We start from the raw sequence: 18,483 nt of genomic DNA, 5'->3' as shown, positions 1-18,483 counted from the left end.
TCCCGCTATCTGTACGATTTGCTCAGTTTCATCCCCCGCTTGAAAGACGGGGGCTTTCACTATCGCTTGTCTGTAAAGCCTTTGTAACTATGTACATCAACTCGTTGAGACAATCACGGCAACCAGAAGTGGTAAGAGTCGCTTTGACAGAGTGGATTGGCAAAGGTTTGACCCGCCATTTTTTGATAGTGGTGGCGGCGGCGTTCCTTTGCTTTGTTGGTGATAGTTATCGACCGGTACAGGCAGAGGCGGAAAGCATCGTTGTTGATATGTCTGTCTATGGTCAAGTTGAGTATGAAGACTTTTTCGGGCGAGCAGAGGCGATGGCTAGCGACGAAATTAGTCGTCAATTTAGTCAAAACCCCACTCTTTCAGAGATTCAGGTAGTGGTTGTCGGCGATCGCGACGGCGAAATTGTTCCCATTCTCAGGATTACTGTTTCTCGTACTCAGTGGCAAGAAACTCCCCGTGTGAGTTTCTTTTCTGATTACTATAGTGCCTCCTACGCGCTACTCCAGCGTTATGAAAGGCAGCCGACAGAAATAGTGGCAAGAACTCCAGTTAGGGCGACTATCGGGACTCAACGTCCGAACTCACAAATTGATCAAGCCTTAGATGAAGGTCGTCTGCCTGGAACAGTGGCACAGGAGTATTTAGATGAATTGGATTAGGGATTGTGATGTTTGGCAAGTTAGGTGTGACCGTTCACTGACACAAAATATCTTAACCTTTCCCGACTGAGAAATATAGCATCCTGCCAGGGAAAAGCTTCCGGTTTAAAACGGGGTTGACTTGACGTGACTGAGTTCGAGTATAGAGCGGTTTTCAGTTCACAAGCGTTACCCACAACAGCGTCAATATTAACAGGAGAGTGCAATTGATTCACGACAACAGAAGCAGCAATAAGTCAGGCAATCGTCCGTTTCAAGACGTACTCCAAGCCAGAATGTCTCGGCGAAACGTACTCGCTCGTGGTGCAGCGCTGTCAGCCACTGGCTTCTTAGCCGCACTGGTAGGCGATCGCTTGTTAGATCGAGGTGCGGCGGCGACGGCTGAAGGGTCTACCGCGATCGCCAAAGCTCCAGGCAGCCGTTTGATCAACTTCAAACCTGTTCCTGCTGTTAAGGGTACAGGACCCATACCCACCATTTCAGCGGATTACCAGTATGACGTGCTGATTCCCTGGGGAACCTCGATTCAGCCCGGTGATCCAGAATATAATGGTGACCCGAATACACGCCCGACGGCTGCCGAGCAGGCGCAACAAGTTGGAATTGGTCACGATGGCATGTGGCTCTTCCCGATTGGAGATAGTAATGACCGGGGGATGCTGGCGATTAACCACGAGTTTGGTAAAAACTTCCATGTCCTCGGCAAGGAAGCACCGGACAGTCTTGAAGATGTGCGCCTCTCTCAGCATGCTCATGGCGTATCCATAGTTGAGATTGAAAAGATTAACGGCAAGTGGCAAAGGGTTGGCAGCTCGAATGCTCGTCGCATCCATGTAAATACACCTGTAACGTTCAGTGGACCCGTTGCCGATCATTCACTGTTGCAAACACCAGCAGGCAATTCCCCAAAAGGTACAGTGAACAACTGTGCGAATGGTCACACTCCCTGGGGGACTTACCTGACTTGTGAGGAGAACTTTAACGGTTACTTCGGCGCTACCGATAGCTGGACACCTACGGAAGCACAAGAGCGCTATGGCTTCAGTGCCGCAGGCTTTGGCTATGATTGGCACAACTTTGACCCGCGCTTTAACCTCTCGAACGCCAGTTACACCAACGAAGAGAATCGCTTTGGCTGGGTGGTCGAGATTGATCCGATGGATGCTTCTGTGACACCCGTTAAGCGGACTGCATTAGGTCGGTTGAAGCACGAAAACGCCGAGCTTGTCGTCGGACAAGGCGGTCGTGCCGTGGTTTACATGGGCGATGACGAACGCTTTGACTATATTTACAAGTTTGTTTCACAAAGCAACTGGCGGTCGATGCGGGCACGGGGTATCAGCCCCTTAGACCGAGGGACGCTCTATGTCGCCAAGTTTAATGATGATGGCACAGGCGAGTGGCTGGAACTCACGATTAAAAATCCAGCCCTTGCGGCTCGGTTTACGGATCAAGCTGAGGTGTTAACCTTTGCCCGTCTCGCCGCTGACACCCTGGGTGCCACACCGATGGATCGTCCGGAGTGGATTGCTGCTGCTCCCAATGGGGATATCTATTGCACCCTCACGAACAACAGCCGCCGTCAAGTTCCTGATGCCCCTAACCCTCTGGCACCCAATCCCTTTGGTCACATCATCAAGTGGCGAGACAGCAACAACCATGTTGGCACCACCTTCACCTGGGACATCTTTGTTCTCGCTGTCGATACCCATGATACCGACAAAAGCGCCTTTGGTAGTCCGGATGGTCTCTGGTCTGATCCCGATGGCAGGCTGTTTATTGAGACTGATGGTACTCAACCTGAAATCAACGGCGTGAGACCGAATGACCAACTGCTGGTTGCTGACACAAACACGAGTGAGATTTGTCGCCTCTTCACTGGGGTAACAGGCTGTGAAGTGACGGGTTTGACCAGAACCCCTGATCGTCGAACGCTGTTTGTCAACCTTCAGCATCCGGGTAATGGCAATCCAGCTTTGACAAACTTTCCGGCACCCCAAGGTAGCGGCAAAATACCCCGTGATCTAACGGTTGTGATTACTCGCAAGGATGGCGGCATCGTTGGTTCCTAAGTTGGTGTAATGTTTGGGTTTTTGTCAACTCCTGCTTGGCTTAAAGCGATCGCAGACAGACGTTGTTCAATGTATTCTGTCGCCCACTGTTGAGGCGAAAATAAAGAAAAAAATCCCCTCCCAGCATAGTTCTGAGAGGGGTTTCATGGTTTTGAATACAAGGATAAAAGTAATCAGTTCACAGTAAAATCGAACATTAATCCCGCTTCTGATTTCCTTTAAACCCATGCTACCCGTTAACCAAGCCGAATCCATTATCTTAGATCTCGTTCAACCCTTAGACTCCCAGTTAGACAGCGAAATCATCGACCTATCTGCCGCCACAGGTCGCATTTTGGCTGCTCCTGTAACTAGCCAATTGGATTTTCCCCACTGGGATAATTCTGCCATGGATGGTTATGCGGTGCGCTATGCTGATGTGCACTCGGCTAGTGAACAGCAACCGATACGTTTAGAACTCGTCGAAGAGATTCCCGCCGGATATCAACCGCAAAAAACGATTGCAGCCGGACAATCTGCGCGTATCTTCACCGGTGCATGTATGCCACAGGGCGCCGATACAGTGGTGATGCAGGAACATACATTGCGTGAGGATAACCATGTTTTAATCTTACAAGCACCGAAACCTCAAGGCTTCGTGCGTCATCAGGCATCATTTTACCGTGCTGGAGAACCCCTTTTAGCCACAGGAATTCAACTGGGTGCGCCAGAAATTGCCGTTCTCGCCGCCGCCCAATGTACGGAACTCACCGTCTATCGCCGTCCCAAAGTCGCGATTCTCTCCACAGGGAATGAACTGGTTACTCCGTACCAACCCTTGCAACCGGGTCAAATTGTCGATTCCAATCAATACGCCCTAGCCGCTTGGGTTACTCTTTGTGGCGGAATTCCTAAGGTACAGGGGATTGTCCGCGATAAACCAGACGCCCTGAAGCAAGCCATTGCCCAAGCGATTCCCGCCGCTGATATGGTTCTGTCTACAGGTGGCGTTTCTGTGGGGGATTATGACTATGTAGATGAAATTTTAGCCCAACTGGATGCTGAGATTCACATCCGTTCGGTTGCGGTTAAACCTGGTAAACCCTTAACCGTGGCGATGTTCCCGCCTCATCAGGGGAATAAAAAAGGCTCATCGCATCCAGTATTATATTTTGGTCTACCCGGAAATCCAGTATCTGCCTTAGTCAGTTGTTGGCGATTTGTGCAACCTGCGATGAGAAAGTGTTCCGGTTTGCCAATGCAACGATGGAAGCCCAGGTTTATCAACGCCATCTCTCGTAATGAACTCAAATCTGATGGGCGTCGAGAATCCTATTTGTGGGGTCAGCTTCAATTAGTTGAGGGAAACTATGAATTCAATCTGGCGGGTGGGAGTCACAGTTCGGGTAATTTAATTAATTTAGCCCAAACCACAGGTCTGGCTATGATACCCGTTGGTCAAACTTTGATTCGAGAAGGAGAAACGGTGCAAGTTTTGTCGGTGGGCTTTGAATTCTCTCGTTGAGATTGATGAGGAAACATCCTGTAAGATGGGGCGGTTGTAGACGCGGAGCGGCTTCCCGTAGGGTAACCGCAGCTACACAAACAAAACCCGCGAAGGCGGGTTTACCGTTGCAAGTCTGGAACACATCGGTCAGGGCGGGTTTAGTCGCATCTGTTGTGATAATCGTGAAACCCGCCCCTACACAAGTGCTAATCTATTGGCTCCAACCGAGGGGCTGTTCAATTTCCAATTCATCAACTTTGGAAATACGCTCACCCGGCTTGTTCACAATCTGCACAGTACTGGCTTGCAGTCCCTGTTCGCCTTCCTCGGCAAAAAAGTGGACGCCTGTACCGATTCCTAAGCGGTCAAAGTCATCATGGAGGACACTATTACGGTGGAAATAGACTTCCTGACCCTCCAGGCTTTTAAGAAAGCCGTACCCTTCTTCTGGAAATAACTTAGTAACTATTGCCGTCATTTCCTGAGTAGGATGAGACTTGACTTTATTCTGTTGCCGTTCGGTGAGTTCGATAAGCTGGCGGCGTGCCGACTCAAAGGCGTTACGCACTACGGTTTCTACAGGCTGATACTGGTTTCCTTGTCCGGGATTTTCGACCACAGCAAGTTCGTGACCTGGTGGTACTGTCATATCAATTCGTACCCGATAGGGGGAACCGCTATTGGGGTTTTTGTGTGCCTGTTCAATCGCAATGCGGCAACTATTAAGGTGGTCGCAAACCTGCTCCAACTTACCGACTTTTTCCCGCACTAATGCCTCTAACGCTTCGGTTTTTGGCACATCCCGGTAGGAAATCTCTAATGGAATTTGCATAAACTATCAGTCCTCAATTCAGCTATTTATAATTACATTACGCACGGACTTATACTATCAATCGATCGCGCAAAGCGTGCAAGGTGACGCGCAATCCCTGGAAGGCTCTCTGTTTGTCCTCCCAACCTAGTTCTGCGGCTACATCATTGACCTAAGTATTTGTTTTTTGAACGGTGGGGTCAAATTCTGGTAATCCTGTCGCAGACATATAATATCCTCCTGTTATGTTATTTTCATCCGGTGCGAGAGGTCTCTATTGCTGTGAACTTCTGCAACACCACTGTAATCAGGTTAACAAGGCGATCGGGTTCAAGCTTTCTATCGAATTACATAGATTTGAGATAGAAGTCTCGGATAATTTTTACTAAATAATTTCGGCTTCATTTGCCTCTCCCATAAGATTGATTTCAGTTTATAATCTAGACGGGGTTTAAATAGCAATCCACCGACTACCGCCAGGTCTGTCCTCTTTTGGTGGAGTAGGTTCGTATTCCACCCTGACCAAATCCTTCCTTGTCTGCACAACAGCCAAACTATCGCTCTTGTAGGTTCCTGCTGGCACCCGTTCATCAGGAGAACCTGGATTTAGCGGCGGTTCCTCTAACTGTTTTTTTTGTGTCAATAATGAATTTTGCCTTGCTTTATGGGAAAATATTGACATCAGGAAATGTTGATGACTTTGAATGTAGATTACAGGGTGACTCAATCCCGTTGCCAAAATAATTAGGTTTAGTATTATATAAGCCTGAGTATTCATAGATAACGTCCCTGGCGCAACTCTAATCGCTTCTGTTAAGTTCAGAATAGTTGGCATAACTTTCCTTAAGCCAACTGAGCGATGTAGAGGCTGGACGTTTTTGAGCATCCCGAATAACCAGTTAGGGGAAGGTGTCAGACTTGGGGGATTCCCCTAACTTTTTGAGTTCCCCCCTTTTGTCACGGCGATTAAAATCGCTGTTACACTGACCCTTGCGTCCGCTTGACAAGGAGTAGGTTATAAAGGGGATGGTTAACCCGGATTTGGTATGAGTGGAAATCCTTATTTTTGAGTAGCCAAGCCAATACAGTTTAACTTTTTGATTTTGCCAAGATTCAGTGCAATGAATCTGTTACTCGGTGGAATACTAAAACTTTAGGATAACATGAATATTTTGGAGAATTTACTCAATTTATCCCGTAACTACCGCTGACACAAAAAGTGAGCAAAATCTAACACTTCCTGTCGGCGTTCCTCAGACAGGCGATTTACGATCGCCGCCACTTGTTCTGCTACTGATAGCCAGGTTTTAGTCTTTGCTTTCCATACCACAATAAATTGCTCAGGTGACAGTGTACACAATGCGATGGATTCACCATCCGGATTGGTAAATTCTACCTCATAAGCCTTATCGGAGTAACATTCTACAATCGCCCCTTGCATACCAGAGTAAAGATTGTGTTCAGGCAAATTTACCAGTAACTTAATTCCATCAAATAACTCGGGTTCAATCATGGGCTTTTCCTCACGTAAAGCGTTACTAATCTCGCTGAATCACTATTAGGTTCTACAATCCAGCCTGTCCGAACAATCTCTTGCTGACCTTCTGTTCCAAGAATTAAAATATCTACACTATAGCGCTGACCATGTTGATCATTGCGACCCAGTATGACCTCGGCATCAAGTGCTTGATGGGAGATTTGCTCTAACAGTGAATTGTAGTTGTCTTTACTAAATCCTAAACGATTTTGAAATACTATCGCTTTGTCTTTGCCTACGGGATTATCTGGATTCAGAGCGTACTCTGTTAGCTTACGCGGATCAATAGCCAGACGATTAACAATCTCTTTCAGTTTCATCTAACACTCAGGGACAAGTCAGGTACTTTTGCCAAGGCTTCCCGCACCACCTCAGAACCTGCACCCAGAATACAAGATTTTTCGGTTAAATGTCGCTTCCAAGCACGACTCCCAGGTTGTCCGGAAAATAATTGTAGGATATGGCGGGTAATTTTATTCAGCTTCAATCCTTTTGCTACCCAATGATCAATATAATCTAACATCCCTTCCGCAACCTGATGGCGAGTTGGCGCTATATCTTCCTCCCCAAATATCTGACAATCAGCTTGAGCAAACAGATAAGGGTGATCGTAAGCGGCGCGTCCAATCATTACCGCATCGACAAATTTTAATTGTTCCTGTACCTGTTCTAAACTGGTAAATCCCCCGTTAATTTCAATAAATAACTGGGGAAATTCTTGCTTGAGGCGATGCACGTCACTATACCGTAAAGGGGGAACCGTGCGATTTTCCTTGGGACTTAATCCCTGTAACCAAGCTTTCCGCGCATGAACGCTAAAATGCTGACATCCGGCTGCTGAGACAATACTGACAAAGTTTGCCATATCCTCATAGCGATCGCACTCATCAATACCAATCCGATGCTTGACGGTAACAGGTATTTTAACCGCCTTAATCATCGCTTCCACCCCCCGCGCTACCCGTTCCGGTTGCGCCATCAGACAAGCACCAAAGTTACCATTTTGTACGCGATCGCTCGGACATCCTACGTTAAGATTAATCTGGTCATACCCCATCCCTTGGGCAATTCGGGCGCATTCGGCGAGTTCTAGGGGATTATCTCCCCCCACTTGCAACACCAAGGGTTTCTCTTGGGAGGAAAAACCCAACAGGTGTTCGCGATCGCCATGTATAATAGCTGGACTGGTGACCATCTCGGTATAGAGGAGAGTGCGGCGGGTAATCTGGCGCATGAAGTACCGAAAATGACGATCTGTGCGATCCATCATCGGCGCGACACTTAAGGGATAAGTTCCCTGGATGACGTGAGGTTGAGGTTGGGGTAAAACGACGGTATTGGGACTGACCATGAGGTTGTAGAATTTGTCTGGATGCGATCGCACTGGGTATCAGATCCAGATTAACAACTCACGGAGTTCTATAACATATAGCAGACAAGCCATTTGATTCACTCTCTGTGCTTTTCCTCTATCAGGATTACTCCAATCCACGCCATAATCATCTATCTTGAGCTTGAGAGCGATCGCACTTAATACCAAGTTGCGTTCTAACCTGTCATGGGAAAGTGTTGCGGTAGCGAAAGCGTTGCGTTAGCGTTAGCGGGAAACTCTTAAGAGCTAGGTAATTAGAATATAATCTCTGGATGAATGAACTGATACCCAGCCACTTTAATCTTTTGATTTGACACTCGCGTATTGTAGGGACGAGTGCTGGATACAGATGTATCCCAGGATACCTTGGCTAGATTGTGCGTCTCAAACAATCGATCCAGTAATTCCCGTAACGGTAATCGTGTATCATCGACTAAGTTATAAATCCCTTGCAGATGATGGGAACGGGCAAATTCAATCGCTCCCACAATATCATCCAGATGAATCCAATTGGTGATATCCTCTCCCTTACCTGGACGAGTGGTTCCTGCAGATCGACCAAATATCTTCACTAATTCCCGATTCACTCCGTAAATTCCACCTAGGCGGAGAATACAAACTTGTAAATTTGAATAAGCGGCTGATAGCAATACCTGTTCAGTTTCGGCTAAAATATTACCATTTGGAGTGCTTGGCTGAACTGGAGACTCTTCTGTGATCCAATCTCCCCCTTGATCACCATAAACCGAATAGCTACTTGTATAAATTAATTGAGTGACTGTTGGAGTATCTTTGAGAACAGAAACTAGAGTTTTCGCCGTTTCTAGATAAGCGTCTTGATAAGCATTAGCACTAGATGCACCTACACTTAAAAGAATAGTATCCTGGTTTTGCACCACTGATTTTAACCCCTCTGGGTCATTGCCTTTGACAACGATAACGCGCTGGGCAATTTTTTCTAGGGTTGGCACTTTCTCAGGAGTGGTTGTGGTTGCGGTGACAGTTAAGCCCAAGTCTTGACGCCAGTGGTGTGCAACGGCTTTACCGACATAACCGCAACCGATAATTGCAACATTCATGCTACTGGGAGATATAGTACGATCTTAGACTATACGCGATCGCAAAACAAAATGGCGTATGGTTTCCCTGAAAATCGCGTTGTTCATAGCCTTGATTCACAAATTGACAATGGATAATGAAGAATGGATAATGACCTCTTCTTAAAAGAAGAGGATTGAAATTAAGGAAAATCTTTTTTGATTTCTTCGTAAACGAAGAGGTCTTAGACCCAATTAATCAATTGTCAATTATCAATTATTAATTATCCATTGATCAATCAGAACATACGCGGCGAATCTAGTCCTAGTAGGGGTACGACATGTCGTACCCCTACAGGTAGACATGTTGTACCCCTACAGGTAGCTCTTACTTCTGCACTCTCACACCTCTACACTCTGGCAATTTCAACCGCAAACGCTTCGCTCAACTGTCCTTAACCTGTTGGTTGAGACGATGCAGGTTGAGATGATGCCGAATTCAGTTTAGGAGCCGTTATTGGCGCTGAGGAGGGTGGATTTTCTTGCCATCCTGGAGGCGCAAACTGCGGCAAAATTTCCCGGCTGAATGCTTCGGCGGCTTTGGAACGGTAGCGATGGGGATTGACGATTAAAGACAACATTCGCTTTACCACAACGCCTTCTATCGTTGCTCGGTGCAAAACACCCATTTGCAATTCTTTTTCGATGGCTGAAATAGACACAAAAGCCGCCCCTAATCCAGATTGCACCGCGTTTTTAATTGCCTCAATTGAGTTGAGTTCCATCTCAATCTTCAGGCGTCGGGTATCAATATCGCAGCGGGTGAGAACGTGGTCAATTACCTTACGAATCGTAGATTGGGAGTCGAGGGCAATAAATTGTAACTTATACAAGTCCTCCTTATGCACCGTTCCCACCTTTGCTAGGGGGTGAAAGACGGGTAGAATGAGCGCCAACTCGTCTTCCGAATAGGGCATAATATGTAACGTTTCTTGAAGTTCCGTGGGTACTTCACCGCCAATGATGGCTAAATCGACCTGTCCATTGGAAACAGACCAAGAGGTACGGCGAGTCGAGTGGACTTGTAATTGTACTGAAACATCGGGATACTTCTGTCGAAACAAGCCAATCATCCGAGGTAAGAGATAGGTTCCCGTGGTTTGAGAGGCGCCCACAATCAGCGTTCCACCCTGAAGATTCTGTAAATCTTCAATCGCCCGACAGGTTTCCTGACAAAGAGTGAGGATTTTCTCACCGTAGCTTAGGAGTAAGTGTCCGGCTTCTGTCAATTGAGCGCGACGCCCGCCTCGGTCAAATAAGGGAACATCAAGCTGTCGTTCCAAGTTTTGCACTTGTAAACTCACAGCCGGTTGGGAAACGTACAAACTATCAGCAGCACGTTTGAAACTCCCCTCAGAAGCGATAGCTTTGAGAATGCGGAGTTGATCGAGAGTGAAAGGAAGGTCAGACATAGGAGCTAAACCATCAAAAAAGGAGCAATAACAGGCAATCCAAGAGGGGTTGAAGATGGAATTTAACGTCAACGATGAATTGGATTGCCGACAACGAACGTATAAGCCTCTGCCTGAAATCGACAGTAACACAACACGGGATCAACTCTTTGAGTATTCTTGCTAGGATGAATTGTGCAATGAATCAACATCAGGATTTATGGGGGTCTTGACTAACGTGACATCCAGTCATTGGGTAATGGCTGGACTACTTTTGGGGTTTGCGATCGCGCATAGTGGTCTAGCCGCACTGCGACCTTGGGCTGAACAACGCATTGGCGCGAGGTTCTATCGAATTTTATTTGCTCTGGTTAGCCTATCTCTTGCCGTTGTATTAATTATTTACTTTTTCAACCACCGCTATGATGGGATTCAATTGTGGCAGGTGCAGGGAATTCCGGGGATCAAGCCCCTAGTCTGGTGGCTTTCAGCGATTTCTTTTTTGTTTCTCTACCCCGCGACATTCAACCTGTTAGAAATCGCCGCCATCCAGAAACCCCAAGTTCACCTCTACGAAACCGGGATTATTCGCATTACCCGACATCCGCAAATGGTGGGACAGGTGATCTGGTGTATTGCTCACACCCTCTGGATTGGCACCAGCTTCACCTTACTCACCTCGGTGGGATTAATTTTGCACCATTGCTTTGGGGTTTGGCATGGGGATCAACGGCTTTCCAAGCGCTATGGTGAAGCCTTTGAGTCCGTCAAAGAGCGCACCTCGGTTTTTCCCTTCCTTGCTCTGATTCAAGGACGCCAAACCCTGAAATGGGATGAATTTATCCGTCCCGCCTATCTAGGCGTAATCGGGTTTGTGGGCTTGTTGTGGTGGGCGCATCCCCTACTCATGCGAGCAACTGCCCAAATAAATTGGTAAAATTAGTAGATTTATTGTTCAAATAATCCCAATTCGATGTAGCATGATCCCAAGGCTAGAGTAAAAATCCAATAGAATTCGAGGGATCATGGTGTTGTCGGTGAACGAGCAGACGTTTAAGCAATACGTTTTAGAAAACTCCAAGATGGTTCTGGTTGATTTTTGGGCACCTTGGTGTGGTCTGTGTCGCCTAATCCAGCCAATGTTGGAGGACGTACAGCAGGAATGGAGCGATCAGATTGAAGTCGTGCGGGTGAATGCGGATAATAGTCTTAGGCTTGCCAGTGCCTATCAACTCAAATCTTTACCCACCTTGCTCTTATTTGAGAACGGTCAGTTAGTGGAGCGACTAGAAGGCTTTCAAGGACGAGATGACTTGCGCTTAGCGATTCAAAACCTGATCGGGAACAGTCAATCACAGTTTTCAGCATCCATGGGGCAAAGTTTAACTCATACCGCCTTAGAGAATGCAACTCAATCAGCCGCCTAGTAAAAGCAGAAGGCAGAAGGTTCCAGGGCAGAAGGCTCCAAGGCTGTAAAGTTTATGGTATCTGCTTTTTGGCTTATGGTTAACGGGTGGTTATTTGAAGGTCGCTGCACTGAACTATTCGTGTTTTTGAGGTATCACTATCAGTAAAATTAATCAACCCAAGAGTTTCCTTATAGAATAAGTATTTCTACTTGAGGTTGGCTCACACCGAGCCAACTTTCTTTTTGTATAGGTATATGTCACAGTTGTTAACGGTTTGTCAAAATAGTAAAGAAATCTAAAGTAAGCTGTCTTCCATGGAATCGCTTTATCAATATGCCTGGTTGATCCCGGTCTTGCCCTTGGCAGGGGCAATGCTAGTCGGCTTAGGGCTTATCTCATTCAACAAAACCACAAATCAGCTACGGAAGTTATCCTCCGTTTTCGTCGTCTCCCTGCTGGGGGCGGCGATGGTGCTGTCGTTTGCCATATTCTGGAGTCAATTTCACGGACATGAACCGTTTACCCGTACCCTGGAATGGGCGGCGGCAGGGAATTTCCACCTAATGATGGGTTACACCATCGACAACCTAACGGCGTTGATGTTAGTCGTCGTTACTACCGTCGCCTTTCTGGTCATGGTGTATACCGACGGCTACATGGCACACGACCCTGGTTATGTGCGCTTCTATGCCTATTTGAGCCTGTTTAGTTCCTCAATGTTGGGTCTGGTGATTAGTCCCAACCTGATACAGGTCTATATTTTCTGGGAACTGGTGGGCATGTGTTCGTACCTACTCATCGGATTCTGGTATGATCGCAAAGCCGCCGCCGATGCTTGTCAAAAAGCCTTTGTGGTTAACCGGGTGGGGGACTTTGGTCTCCTTTTAGGTATTCTGGGGCTGTACTGGGCAACCGGTAGCTTCGAGTTTGATGTCATGGGCGCCCACTTAGAAGCCTTTGTCGAATCCGGTTATATTAGCACCGGACTCGCCGCCCTGTTTGCCGTATTAGTCTTTTTAGGACCGGTTGCCAAATCTGCTCAATTTCCCTTGCACGTTTGGCTTCCTGACGCGATGGAAGGTCCTACCCCAATTTCAGCACTGATTCACGCCGCCACTATGGTTGCGGCTGGGGTATTTCTGATTGCCCGCATGTACCCCGTGTTTGAAAATATCCCTGTGGCGATGACAGTCATTGCCTGGACGGGAGGATTTACCGCCTTTTTAGGGGCAACCATCGCCCTGACCCAAAATGACATCAAAAAGGGTCTGGCTTATTCAACCATCTCCCAGTTAGGCTACATGGTCATGGCAATGGGGATTGGGGCATACAGTGCCGGGTTATTCCACCTGATGACCCACGCTTATTTTAAAGCCATGCTCTTCCTCTGTTCCGGTTCTGTGATTCATGGTATGGAAGCCGTGGTCGGTCATGATCCGGATTTAGCCCAGGATATGCGGCTGATGGGAGGATTGCGGAAGTATATGCCGATTACCTCGCTGACGTTTTTAATTGGCACTCTGGCAATTTCTGGGATTCCTCCCTTTGCTGGATTCTGGTCAAAGGATGAAATCTTAGGCAGTGCCTTTAACGCTTCTCCAGGACTGTGGGTTGTCGGTTGGCTGACGGCTGGACTTACTGCCTTCTATATGTTCCGCATGTATTTCATGACCTTTGAGGGCGATTTCCGAGGTAATATCACCAGTATTAAGGAGCAAATTAAAGGGGCAGTGGCTGAACCTGCACCCGCTTTTGGACCTGGTGCCATGGATAGGCGGGAATTAGAGGCTGAGGATCATGACCATGGGCATAGTGAGTCTCCCCATGAATCCCCTTTAACCATGACCTTACCCTTACTGTTACTAGCTGTCCCCTCAACGCTGATTGGTCTGGTGGGGATGCCCTTTGACAACTACTTTGAGGAATTTATCCACGCCCCTGGAGAAACCGTGGCGGAAGTGGTGAGTCATGAAGCAGCGTTTAACTGGAGTGAGTTTGTGGTTATGGCAGGTTCCTCAGTGGGGATTGCCCTAATTGGCATTACCGTAGCATCGCTGATGTACCGGATGCGTCAAATTGACCCCGCCGCGATCGCGAAAAACTTTACACCGCTTTACAAGTTTTCTCTCAACAAGTGGTATTTCGATGATCTTTATAATCGGCTGTTCGTACAGGGAAGTCGTCGCCTAGCCCGCCAGGTGATGGAAGTAGACTACCGTGTGGTCGATGGTGCGGTTAATTTAACCGGTTTAGTTGCCCTGATCAGTGGTGAAGGACTCAAATATCTCGAAAACGGTCGCGCTCAATTCTATGCGCTAATTGTCTTTGGGGCAGTTCTCGGTTTTGTGATTGTTTCTGGGTTGTCTTGATAATTTGGTAGGGGCGGGTTTGACTCCTATCGTTTCTTACCTCACAACAAATGTGAATCGCACCCGCCCTGACTTGACCCTTCACGACCTTTGAGGGCATGGTTTTGACCCTTCACGACCTTTGAGGGAACCGGGTTTTGAGTTCTAACCATACACTATGAACAATAAACCATAAACTATGAACCATGAACCATGAACTAATGACTGATTTTCCTTGGTTAACTGTAATTATTCTGTTTCCCATCGTCGCTTCTGTGGGCATTCCATTATTGCCGGAGAAGAATGGCGTCTGGGAACGCTGGTATGCCCTGATTATTGGGCTGATTGATTTTACGTTGATAGTTTGTGCTTTCGTCACAAAGTATGATTTTGCCAATCCGGGACTGCAACTGGTTGAGAAGTATGCTTGGGTGCCCACCCTAGACTTGAATTGGTCGGTGGGGGTGGATGGCTTATCGATGCCTTTGGTATTGTTAACGGGGTTTATGACGACGTTGGCAATCCTCGCGGCTTGGCCCGTAACCCTGAAGCCTAAGCTGTTTTACTTCCTGATGCTGGCAATGTACGGCGGTCAGATTGCCGTGTTTGCGGTTCAGGATATGCTGTTGTTTTTCCTAGCGTGGGAACTGGAGTTAATTCCGGTTTATTTGCTGCTTTCGATTTGGGGCGGCAAAAAGCGGCTGTATGCGGCAACGAAGTTTATTCTGTATACGGCAGGAGGATCGCTGTTTATTTTGATCGCGGCGTTGGCGATGGCATTCTATGGGGATACTGTCACCTTTGATATGCGATCGCTAGCTTTAAAGGATTATGCCCTAAATCTGGAACTGTTGCTGTATGCGGCGTTTCTGATTTCTTATGGGGTGAAGTTACCGATTTTCCCCTTACATACTTGGTTACCCGATGCCCATGGAGAAGCCACCGCCCCGGTTCACATGTTGCTAGCGGGGATTCTGTTGAAGATGGGCGGATATGCCCTAATTCGCATGAATGCCGGGATGTTACCCGATGCCCATGCCTATTTTGCCCCAGTGTTGGTGATTTTGGGGGTGGTGAATATCGTTTATGCGGCATTAACCTCTTTTGCCCAACGCAACCTCAAGCGCAAGATTGCCTATTCCTCGATTTCCCACATGGGCTTTGTCTTAATCGGGATTGGCTCATTTACCGACTTGGGTTTGAGTGGGGCGGTGTTGCAAATGGTGTCCCACGGTTTAATTGGTGCGAGTCTGTTCTTCTTAGTCGGGGCAACTTATGACCGAACCCATACCCTGATGTTGGATGAAATGGGGGGCGTGGGTCAACGGATGCGGAAGATTTTTGCCATGTGGACGACTTGTTCCATGGCGTCTCTGGCGTTACCGGGGATGAGTGGCTTTGTGGCAGAGTTAATGGTGTTTGTCGGATTTGCTACCTCGGATGCCTACAATTCCACATTTAAGGTAATCGTGGTCTTTTTGGCAGCCGTTGGGGTAATTCTCACGCCGATTTATCTGCTGTCAAATCTGCGGGAAATCTTCTACGGTTCGGAAAATAAGGAACTGGTGGAACACGAGGTTTTGCAGGATGCGGAACCGCGTGAGGTGTTTATTATCGCTTGTTTGCTGGTGCCGATTATTGGCATTGGCTTGTATCCCAAGCTAGTCACGCAGATGTATGACTCGACGACGCAGCAGTTAACCGCCCGGTTGCGCGGTTCTGTACCAACGTTGGCGGAAGGGAATCCGCCTACAGTATCGATGGTAGCGCCGAAAATTGGAGGACGCGATCGCGTGGGGTTAGAGGTTCCGCCTCCGGTGCGTTAGCGCTTCTGGTTTCAATTTCAAGTAGGGGTTTGGTTACCAAACCCCTACTACCAATTATTGCTCTGAATTGCCGACAAATCTCTGAATGGCATGAAAAAACTGGTTGTGTTCCAGAGAGATTCTGATATTGTGACCCGCATTTTCAATCAGCACCAGCTTTTTGTCTTGTGCCGCACAGTAGTAGTAGAGTTCTTGCCCTTCAGCAACGGGAATTACTGTATCTTTTCTTCCATGAATAATTAGAGTTGGGATAGTGATTTCTCCCATCTTCCGCAGATTGCCAAAAACATCGCCATTCACCCCTACTTCTCCCGCCGAGGTATTCAGATAAGACAATTGAGGAAACTGCTGGGCAAAACCACTTTCAATAATTAACCCCGCCAGTTGAGTTTCGGCTTGCCTTGACACTTCGATCGCGGCGGCACTTCCCAAACTTCGCCCTAGAACATAGAGTCGCTCTTGGGAAAGCCCTTTTGAGTGCAAAATATCACCAACCTGATTAAAGATAGTTACCGCATCAGTTAACACATTATTCACTGTTGCTTGACCCTCGCTGGCACCATTACCCCGGTAATCAAAAACCAGCAGAGTGACTCCAATCCGCCGATATAACTTGGCAATAGAATTACAATCGGCGGCTAACTCATTAATATTAGGGAAATAGAGAATAACAGGTGCATCAGTTGCTGCTGGGTAGAGGATTCCTCGAACTTTGACCTGAGAGTCAACAGCGACAGCCACTGGGTAGAGTTCGAGGGGCGTAATCTGATTATTCAGGCGGGGACGTAATAGTAACTGCAATAGTGAGGCTTCGTCTAAAACTAATTTACCGAGGACAAATTTCTGGATTGCTTCAAAGTATTGCCACATCCCCATGCGGATCAAGGTGTTATGACCCGCATTTTTAATCCGGATCAACTGCTTATTTGGGGCGGCACAAGAGTTGTAGAGTTTTTCTCCTTGTTGGGGAGGGATTAATGAATCTTTCTCACCATGAATAATCAACGTTGGTATAGAAATGCGGCTGATTTTTTCGGTATTACCAAATCCCAAACGCTCATCCTCATTACCTCTACCCCGCCAGCTAAGACGTTTGAGCAGGGCGAAGGTATCGGCAAAGCCACTATCAATAATCAGTCCGGCTAATTTATCTTGAGCGCGATCGGCAACAGCAATGGCGGGAACACTACCCAGGCTGCGCCCCATCACGTAAAGTCGTTGGGGAAACAGTTGATGCGCCGTTAAGATTTTACCAAAAGCAGCGAATACCTTGAGGGCATCAGCCAGGAGATTAGAGGCGGTGGATGTCCCATCACTTTTACCATAGCCCCGATAGTCAATCACCATCATGGTAATGCCCAAGACAGTGAAAATTTTGGCGATGCTATCGTATTCAGCTGCAATCTCACCGTTGCCATGAAAAAATAGAATAGCCGGCGAATTGCTGGCGGCTGGGTACAATCGTCCTCTGAGAAAGAGTCTCGGTTCGACTTCAACGTCAATGAGATGGATATTTGGCGATCGCGGCTTACCCGTTGTATCCGGTTTGGGATGGAACAGGACTTGCAAAATATCGCGTTGGTCGAGAAGGGGATGCACCATATAGTAGAGGCTTGCGGCTTTGTAGATATTTTATCTTGCTTCTACCAGTAAGGTGGGGAAGAGTCCATCCTACTTGCACTGTCTCAATCCTAGAGTTTGGGAGGGTAAGGTGCGATCGCACTTCCTAAACATCACGGCTGTATTTCTTCTAGCATCGACTCTTTGACCGCCTGCACTAACTCAGCTTCCGTGCATTGATACAAGTCACGCAAGTGAAATACTTGCCAAACTTCCATCTTGGGTGTTGTTCTCCCCTTTTCCCAGTTGCGAATTGAAGATTCGGCACTCTTTATTTCACGCGCTACGTCTGAGATTCTCAACCCTGCGCGTTCTCTCAAGGCTCTCAGATCCATAGCTGACCGACTATTCCGCTTAATCTATCGTTAAAAGTTAGCGCTAAGTATTGACAAGAATAGCTGATTTGCACTTTAATCATGGTAGGCAGGCGTTAGTATATCCCCGCCAAGAGACTGACTAACGCCCTTTCCTTTGTTCCTTACGGATAATCTAATCATGCCATACAATTTCAATCAAATCACTTACCGAGAGCGACTAACTCCCTGGGCGATCGCTCAACTCCTACCCAATATGCAACGAACGATCGTGGGTCGGTTTCGCAGTCGGTCTGATGCGGATGGTCACTTGCGGTGTCTGCGTCAGCTTATACCTAATGCGTCGTTTGTCGTGGTGTTTGACCCGCAACCGGATGAGGAAATGGTAGCTGTGTCTCTAGCAACGGCGCAAAAAGCGGTTATTGGAGGATGAGGGGAGGCGATCGCGCTTGCTGATGGGTGGGTGCGATCGCTAGTTAATTCTCTTGACACCATCGTAGGGGCGCATAGCGATGCGCCCTTAAAAATG

16 protein-coding genes and 1 pseudogene are annotated in these 18,483 nt (G+C 47.5%); 8 read left to right on the top strand and 9 right to left on the bottom strand.

Annotated elements, in window-relative coordinates; genetic code table 11:
- The 3 genes and pseudogenes from ACLGGO_RS18430 to ACLGGO_RS18420 form a co-directional block, all read left to right on the top strand.
- Nucleotides 1-671 (top strand): annotated as a pseudogene (locus tag ACLGGO_RS18430) (hypothetical protein); the annotation flags it as partial.
- 206 nt (nt 672-877) lie between these two features.
- Nucleotides 878-2,743, top strand: coding sequence for a PhoX family protein (locus tag ACLGGO_RS18425; protein WP_446420401.1), 1,866 nt, complete (start codon nt 878-880; stop codon nt 2,741-2,743).
- A gap of 226 nt (nt 2,744-2,969) precedes the next feature.
- Nucleotides 2,970-4,247 (top strand): molybdopterin molybdotransferase MoeA, encoded by a 1,278-nt coding sequence (locus ACLGGO_RS18420; protein ID WP_446420400.1) that lies wholly within the window; start codon nt 2,970-2,972, stop codon nt 4,245-4,247.
- Nucleotides 4,248-4,440: 193 nt separating this feature from the next.
- Here the strand turns inward: ACLGGO_RS18420 and ACLGGO_RS18415 are convergent, their stop codons facing one another.
- From ACLGGO_RS18415 to ACLGGO_RS18385, 7 genes are all read right to left on the bottom strand, one after another.
- Nucleotides 4,441-5,061 carry an HPF/RaiA family ribosome-associated protein gene (locus ACLGGO_RS18415; protein WP_446334821.1) on the bottom strand — a complete coding sequence of 207 codons (621 nt, stop codon included), beginning with the start codon at nt 5,059-5,061 and terminating at the stop codon, nt 4,441-4,443.
- A gap of 430 nt (nt 5,062-5,491) precedes the next feature.
- On the bottom strand, nt 5,492-5,875 hold the full coding sequence (locus ACLGGO_RS18410) for a hypothetical protein (protein WP_446420399.1): 384 nt from the start codon (nt 5,873-5,875) through the stop codon (nt 5,492-5,494).
- A gap of 366 nt (nt 5,876-6,241) precedes the next feature.
- Nucleotides 6,242-6,553, bottom strand: a complete 312-nt coding sequence (locus tag ACLGGO_RS18405) for a DUF4926 domain-containing protein (RefSeq protein ID WP_446420398.1) — start codon at nt 6,551-6,553, stop codon at nt 6,242-6,244.
- Entirely contained in the window at nt 6,550-6,897 is a 348-nt protein-coding gene (locus ACLGGO_RS18400) for a DUF6883 domain-containing protein (RefSeq protein WP_446334818.1), read from the bottom strand. Before ACLGGO_RS18400 ends, ACLGGO_RS18405 begins: the two co-directional genes overlap by 4 nt.
- Nucleotides 6,894-7,928: a tRNA dihydrouridine(20/20a) synthase DusA gene (gene dusA, locus ACLGGO_RS18395; RefSeq protein WP_446420397.1), complete on the bottom strand. Its 1,035-nt coding sequence runs from the start codon at nt 7,926-7,928 to the stop codon at nt 6,894-6,896. The genes ACLGGO_RS18400 and dusA overlap by 4 nt, the downstream gene beginning before the upstream one ends.
- Nucleotides 7,929-8,203: 275 nt before the next feature.
- On the bottom strand, nt 8,204-9,028 hold the full coding sequence (locus tag ACLGGO_RS18390) for an SDR family oxidoreductase (protein WP_446420396.1): 825 nt from the start codon (nt 9,026-9,028) through the stop codon (nt 8,204-8,206).
- 413 nt (nt 9,029-9,441) lie between these two features.
- Nucleotides 9,442-10,458: a LysR substrate-binding domain-containing protein gene (locus tag ACLGGO_RS18385; RefSeq protein ID WP_446420395.1), complete on the bottom strand. Its 1,017-nt coding sequence runs from the start codon at nt 10,456-10,458 to the stop codon at nt 9,442-9,444.
- Between the two features lie 238 nt (nt 10,459-10,696).
- Between ACLGGO_RS18385 and ACLGGO_RS18380 the strand changes: the two genes are divergently transcribed.
- The 4 genes from ACLGGO_RS18380 to ACLGGO_RS18365 all read left to right on the top strand — a co-directional run bounded on the left by ACLGGO_RS18380 (nt 10,697) and on the right by ACLGGO_RS18365 (nt 16,020).
- Nucleotides 10,697-11,374: an NnrU family protein gene (locus ACLGGO_RS18380; protein WP_446420394.1), complete on the top strand. Its 678-nt coding sequence runs from the start codon at nt 10,697-10,699 to the stop codon at nt 11,372-11,374.
- A gap of 88 nt (nt 11,375-11,462) precedes the next feature.
- On the top strand, nt 11,463-11,864 hold the full coding sequence (gene trxA / locus ACLGGO_RS18375) for a thioredoxin (protein WP_446420393.1): 402 nt from the start codon (nt 11,463-11,465) through the stop codon (nt 11,862-11,864).
- Nucleotides 11,865-12,160: 296 nt separating this feature from the next.
- Nucleotides 12,161-14,215 carry an NAD(P)H-quinone oxidoreductase subunit 5 gene (locus tag ACLGGO_RS18370; RefSeq protein WP_446334812.1) on the top strand — a complete coding sequence of 685 codons (2,055 nt, stop codon included), beginning with the start codon at nt 12,161-12,163 and terminating at the stop codon, nt 14,213-14,215.
- 200 nt (nt 14,216-14,415) lie between these two features.
- On the top strand, nt 14,416-16,020 hold the full coding sequence (locus ACLGGO_RS18365) for an NAD(P)H-quinone oxidoreductase subunit 4 (protein WP_446334923.1): 1,605 nt from the start codon (nt 14,416-14,418) through the stop codon (nt 16,018-16,020).
- Nucleotides 16,021-16,074: 54 nt separating this feature from the next.
- Here ACLGGO_RS18365 and ACLGGO_RS18360 read toward each other — a convergent pair whose 3' ends face one another.
- Nucleotides 16,075-17,622: an alpha/beta hydrolase gene (locus ACLGGO_RS18360; RefSeq protein ID WP_446420392.1), complete on the bottom strand. Its 1,548-nt coding sequence runs from the start codon at nt 17,620-17,622 to the stop codon at nt 16,075-16,077.
- Between the two features lie 131 nt (nt 17,623-17,753).
- Entirely contained in the window at nt 17,754-17,975 is a 222-nt protein-coding gene (locus ACLGGO_RS18355; RefSeq protein ID WP_446420391.1) for a helix-turn-helix domain-containing protein, read from the bottom strand.
- A gap of 160 nt (nt 17,976-18,135) precedes the next feature.
- Here ACLGGO_RS18355 and ACLGGO_RS18350 point away from each other — a divergent pair, with 160 nt between their 5' ends.
- Nucleotides 18,136-18,387: a hypothetical protein gene (locus ACLGGO_RS18350; RefSeq protein ID WP_446420390.1), complete on the top strand. Its 252-nt coding sequence runs from the start codon at nt 18,136-18,138 to the stop codon at nt 18,385-18,387.
- The last annotated feature ends 96 nt before the right edge of the window (nt 18,388-18,483 follow it).

Origin of the sequence: Coleofasciculus sp., assembly GCF_046565525.1 — a bacterium.
GTDB lineage: Bacteria > Cyanobacteriota > Cyanobacteriia > Cyanobacteriales > Coleofasciculaceae > Coleofasciculus.
This window is presented reverse-complemented; position numbering and strand designations above follow the sequence as displayed.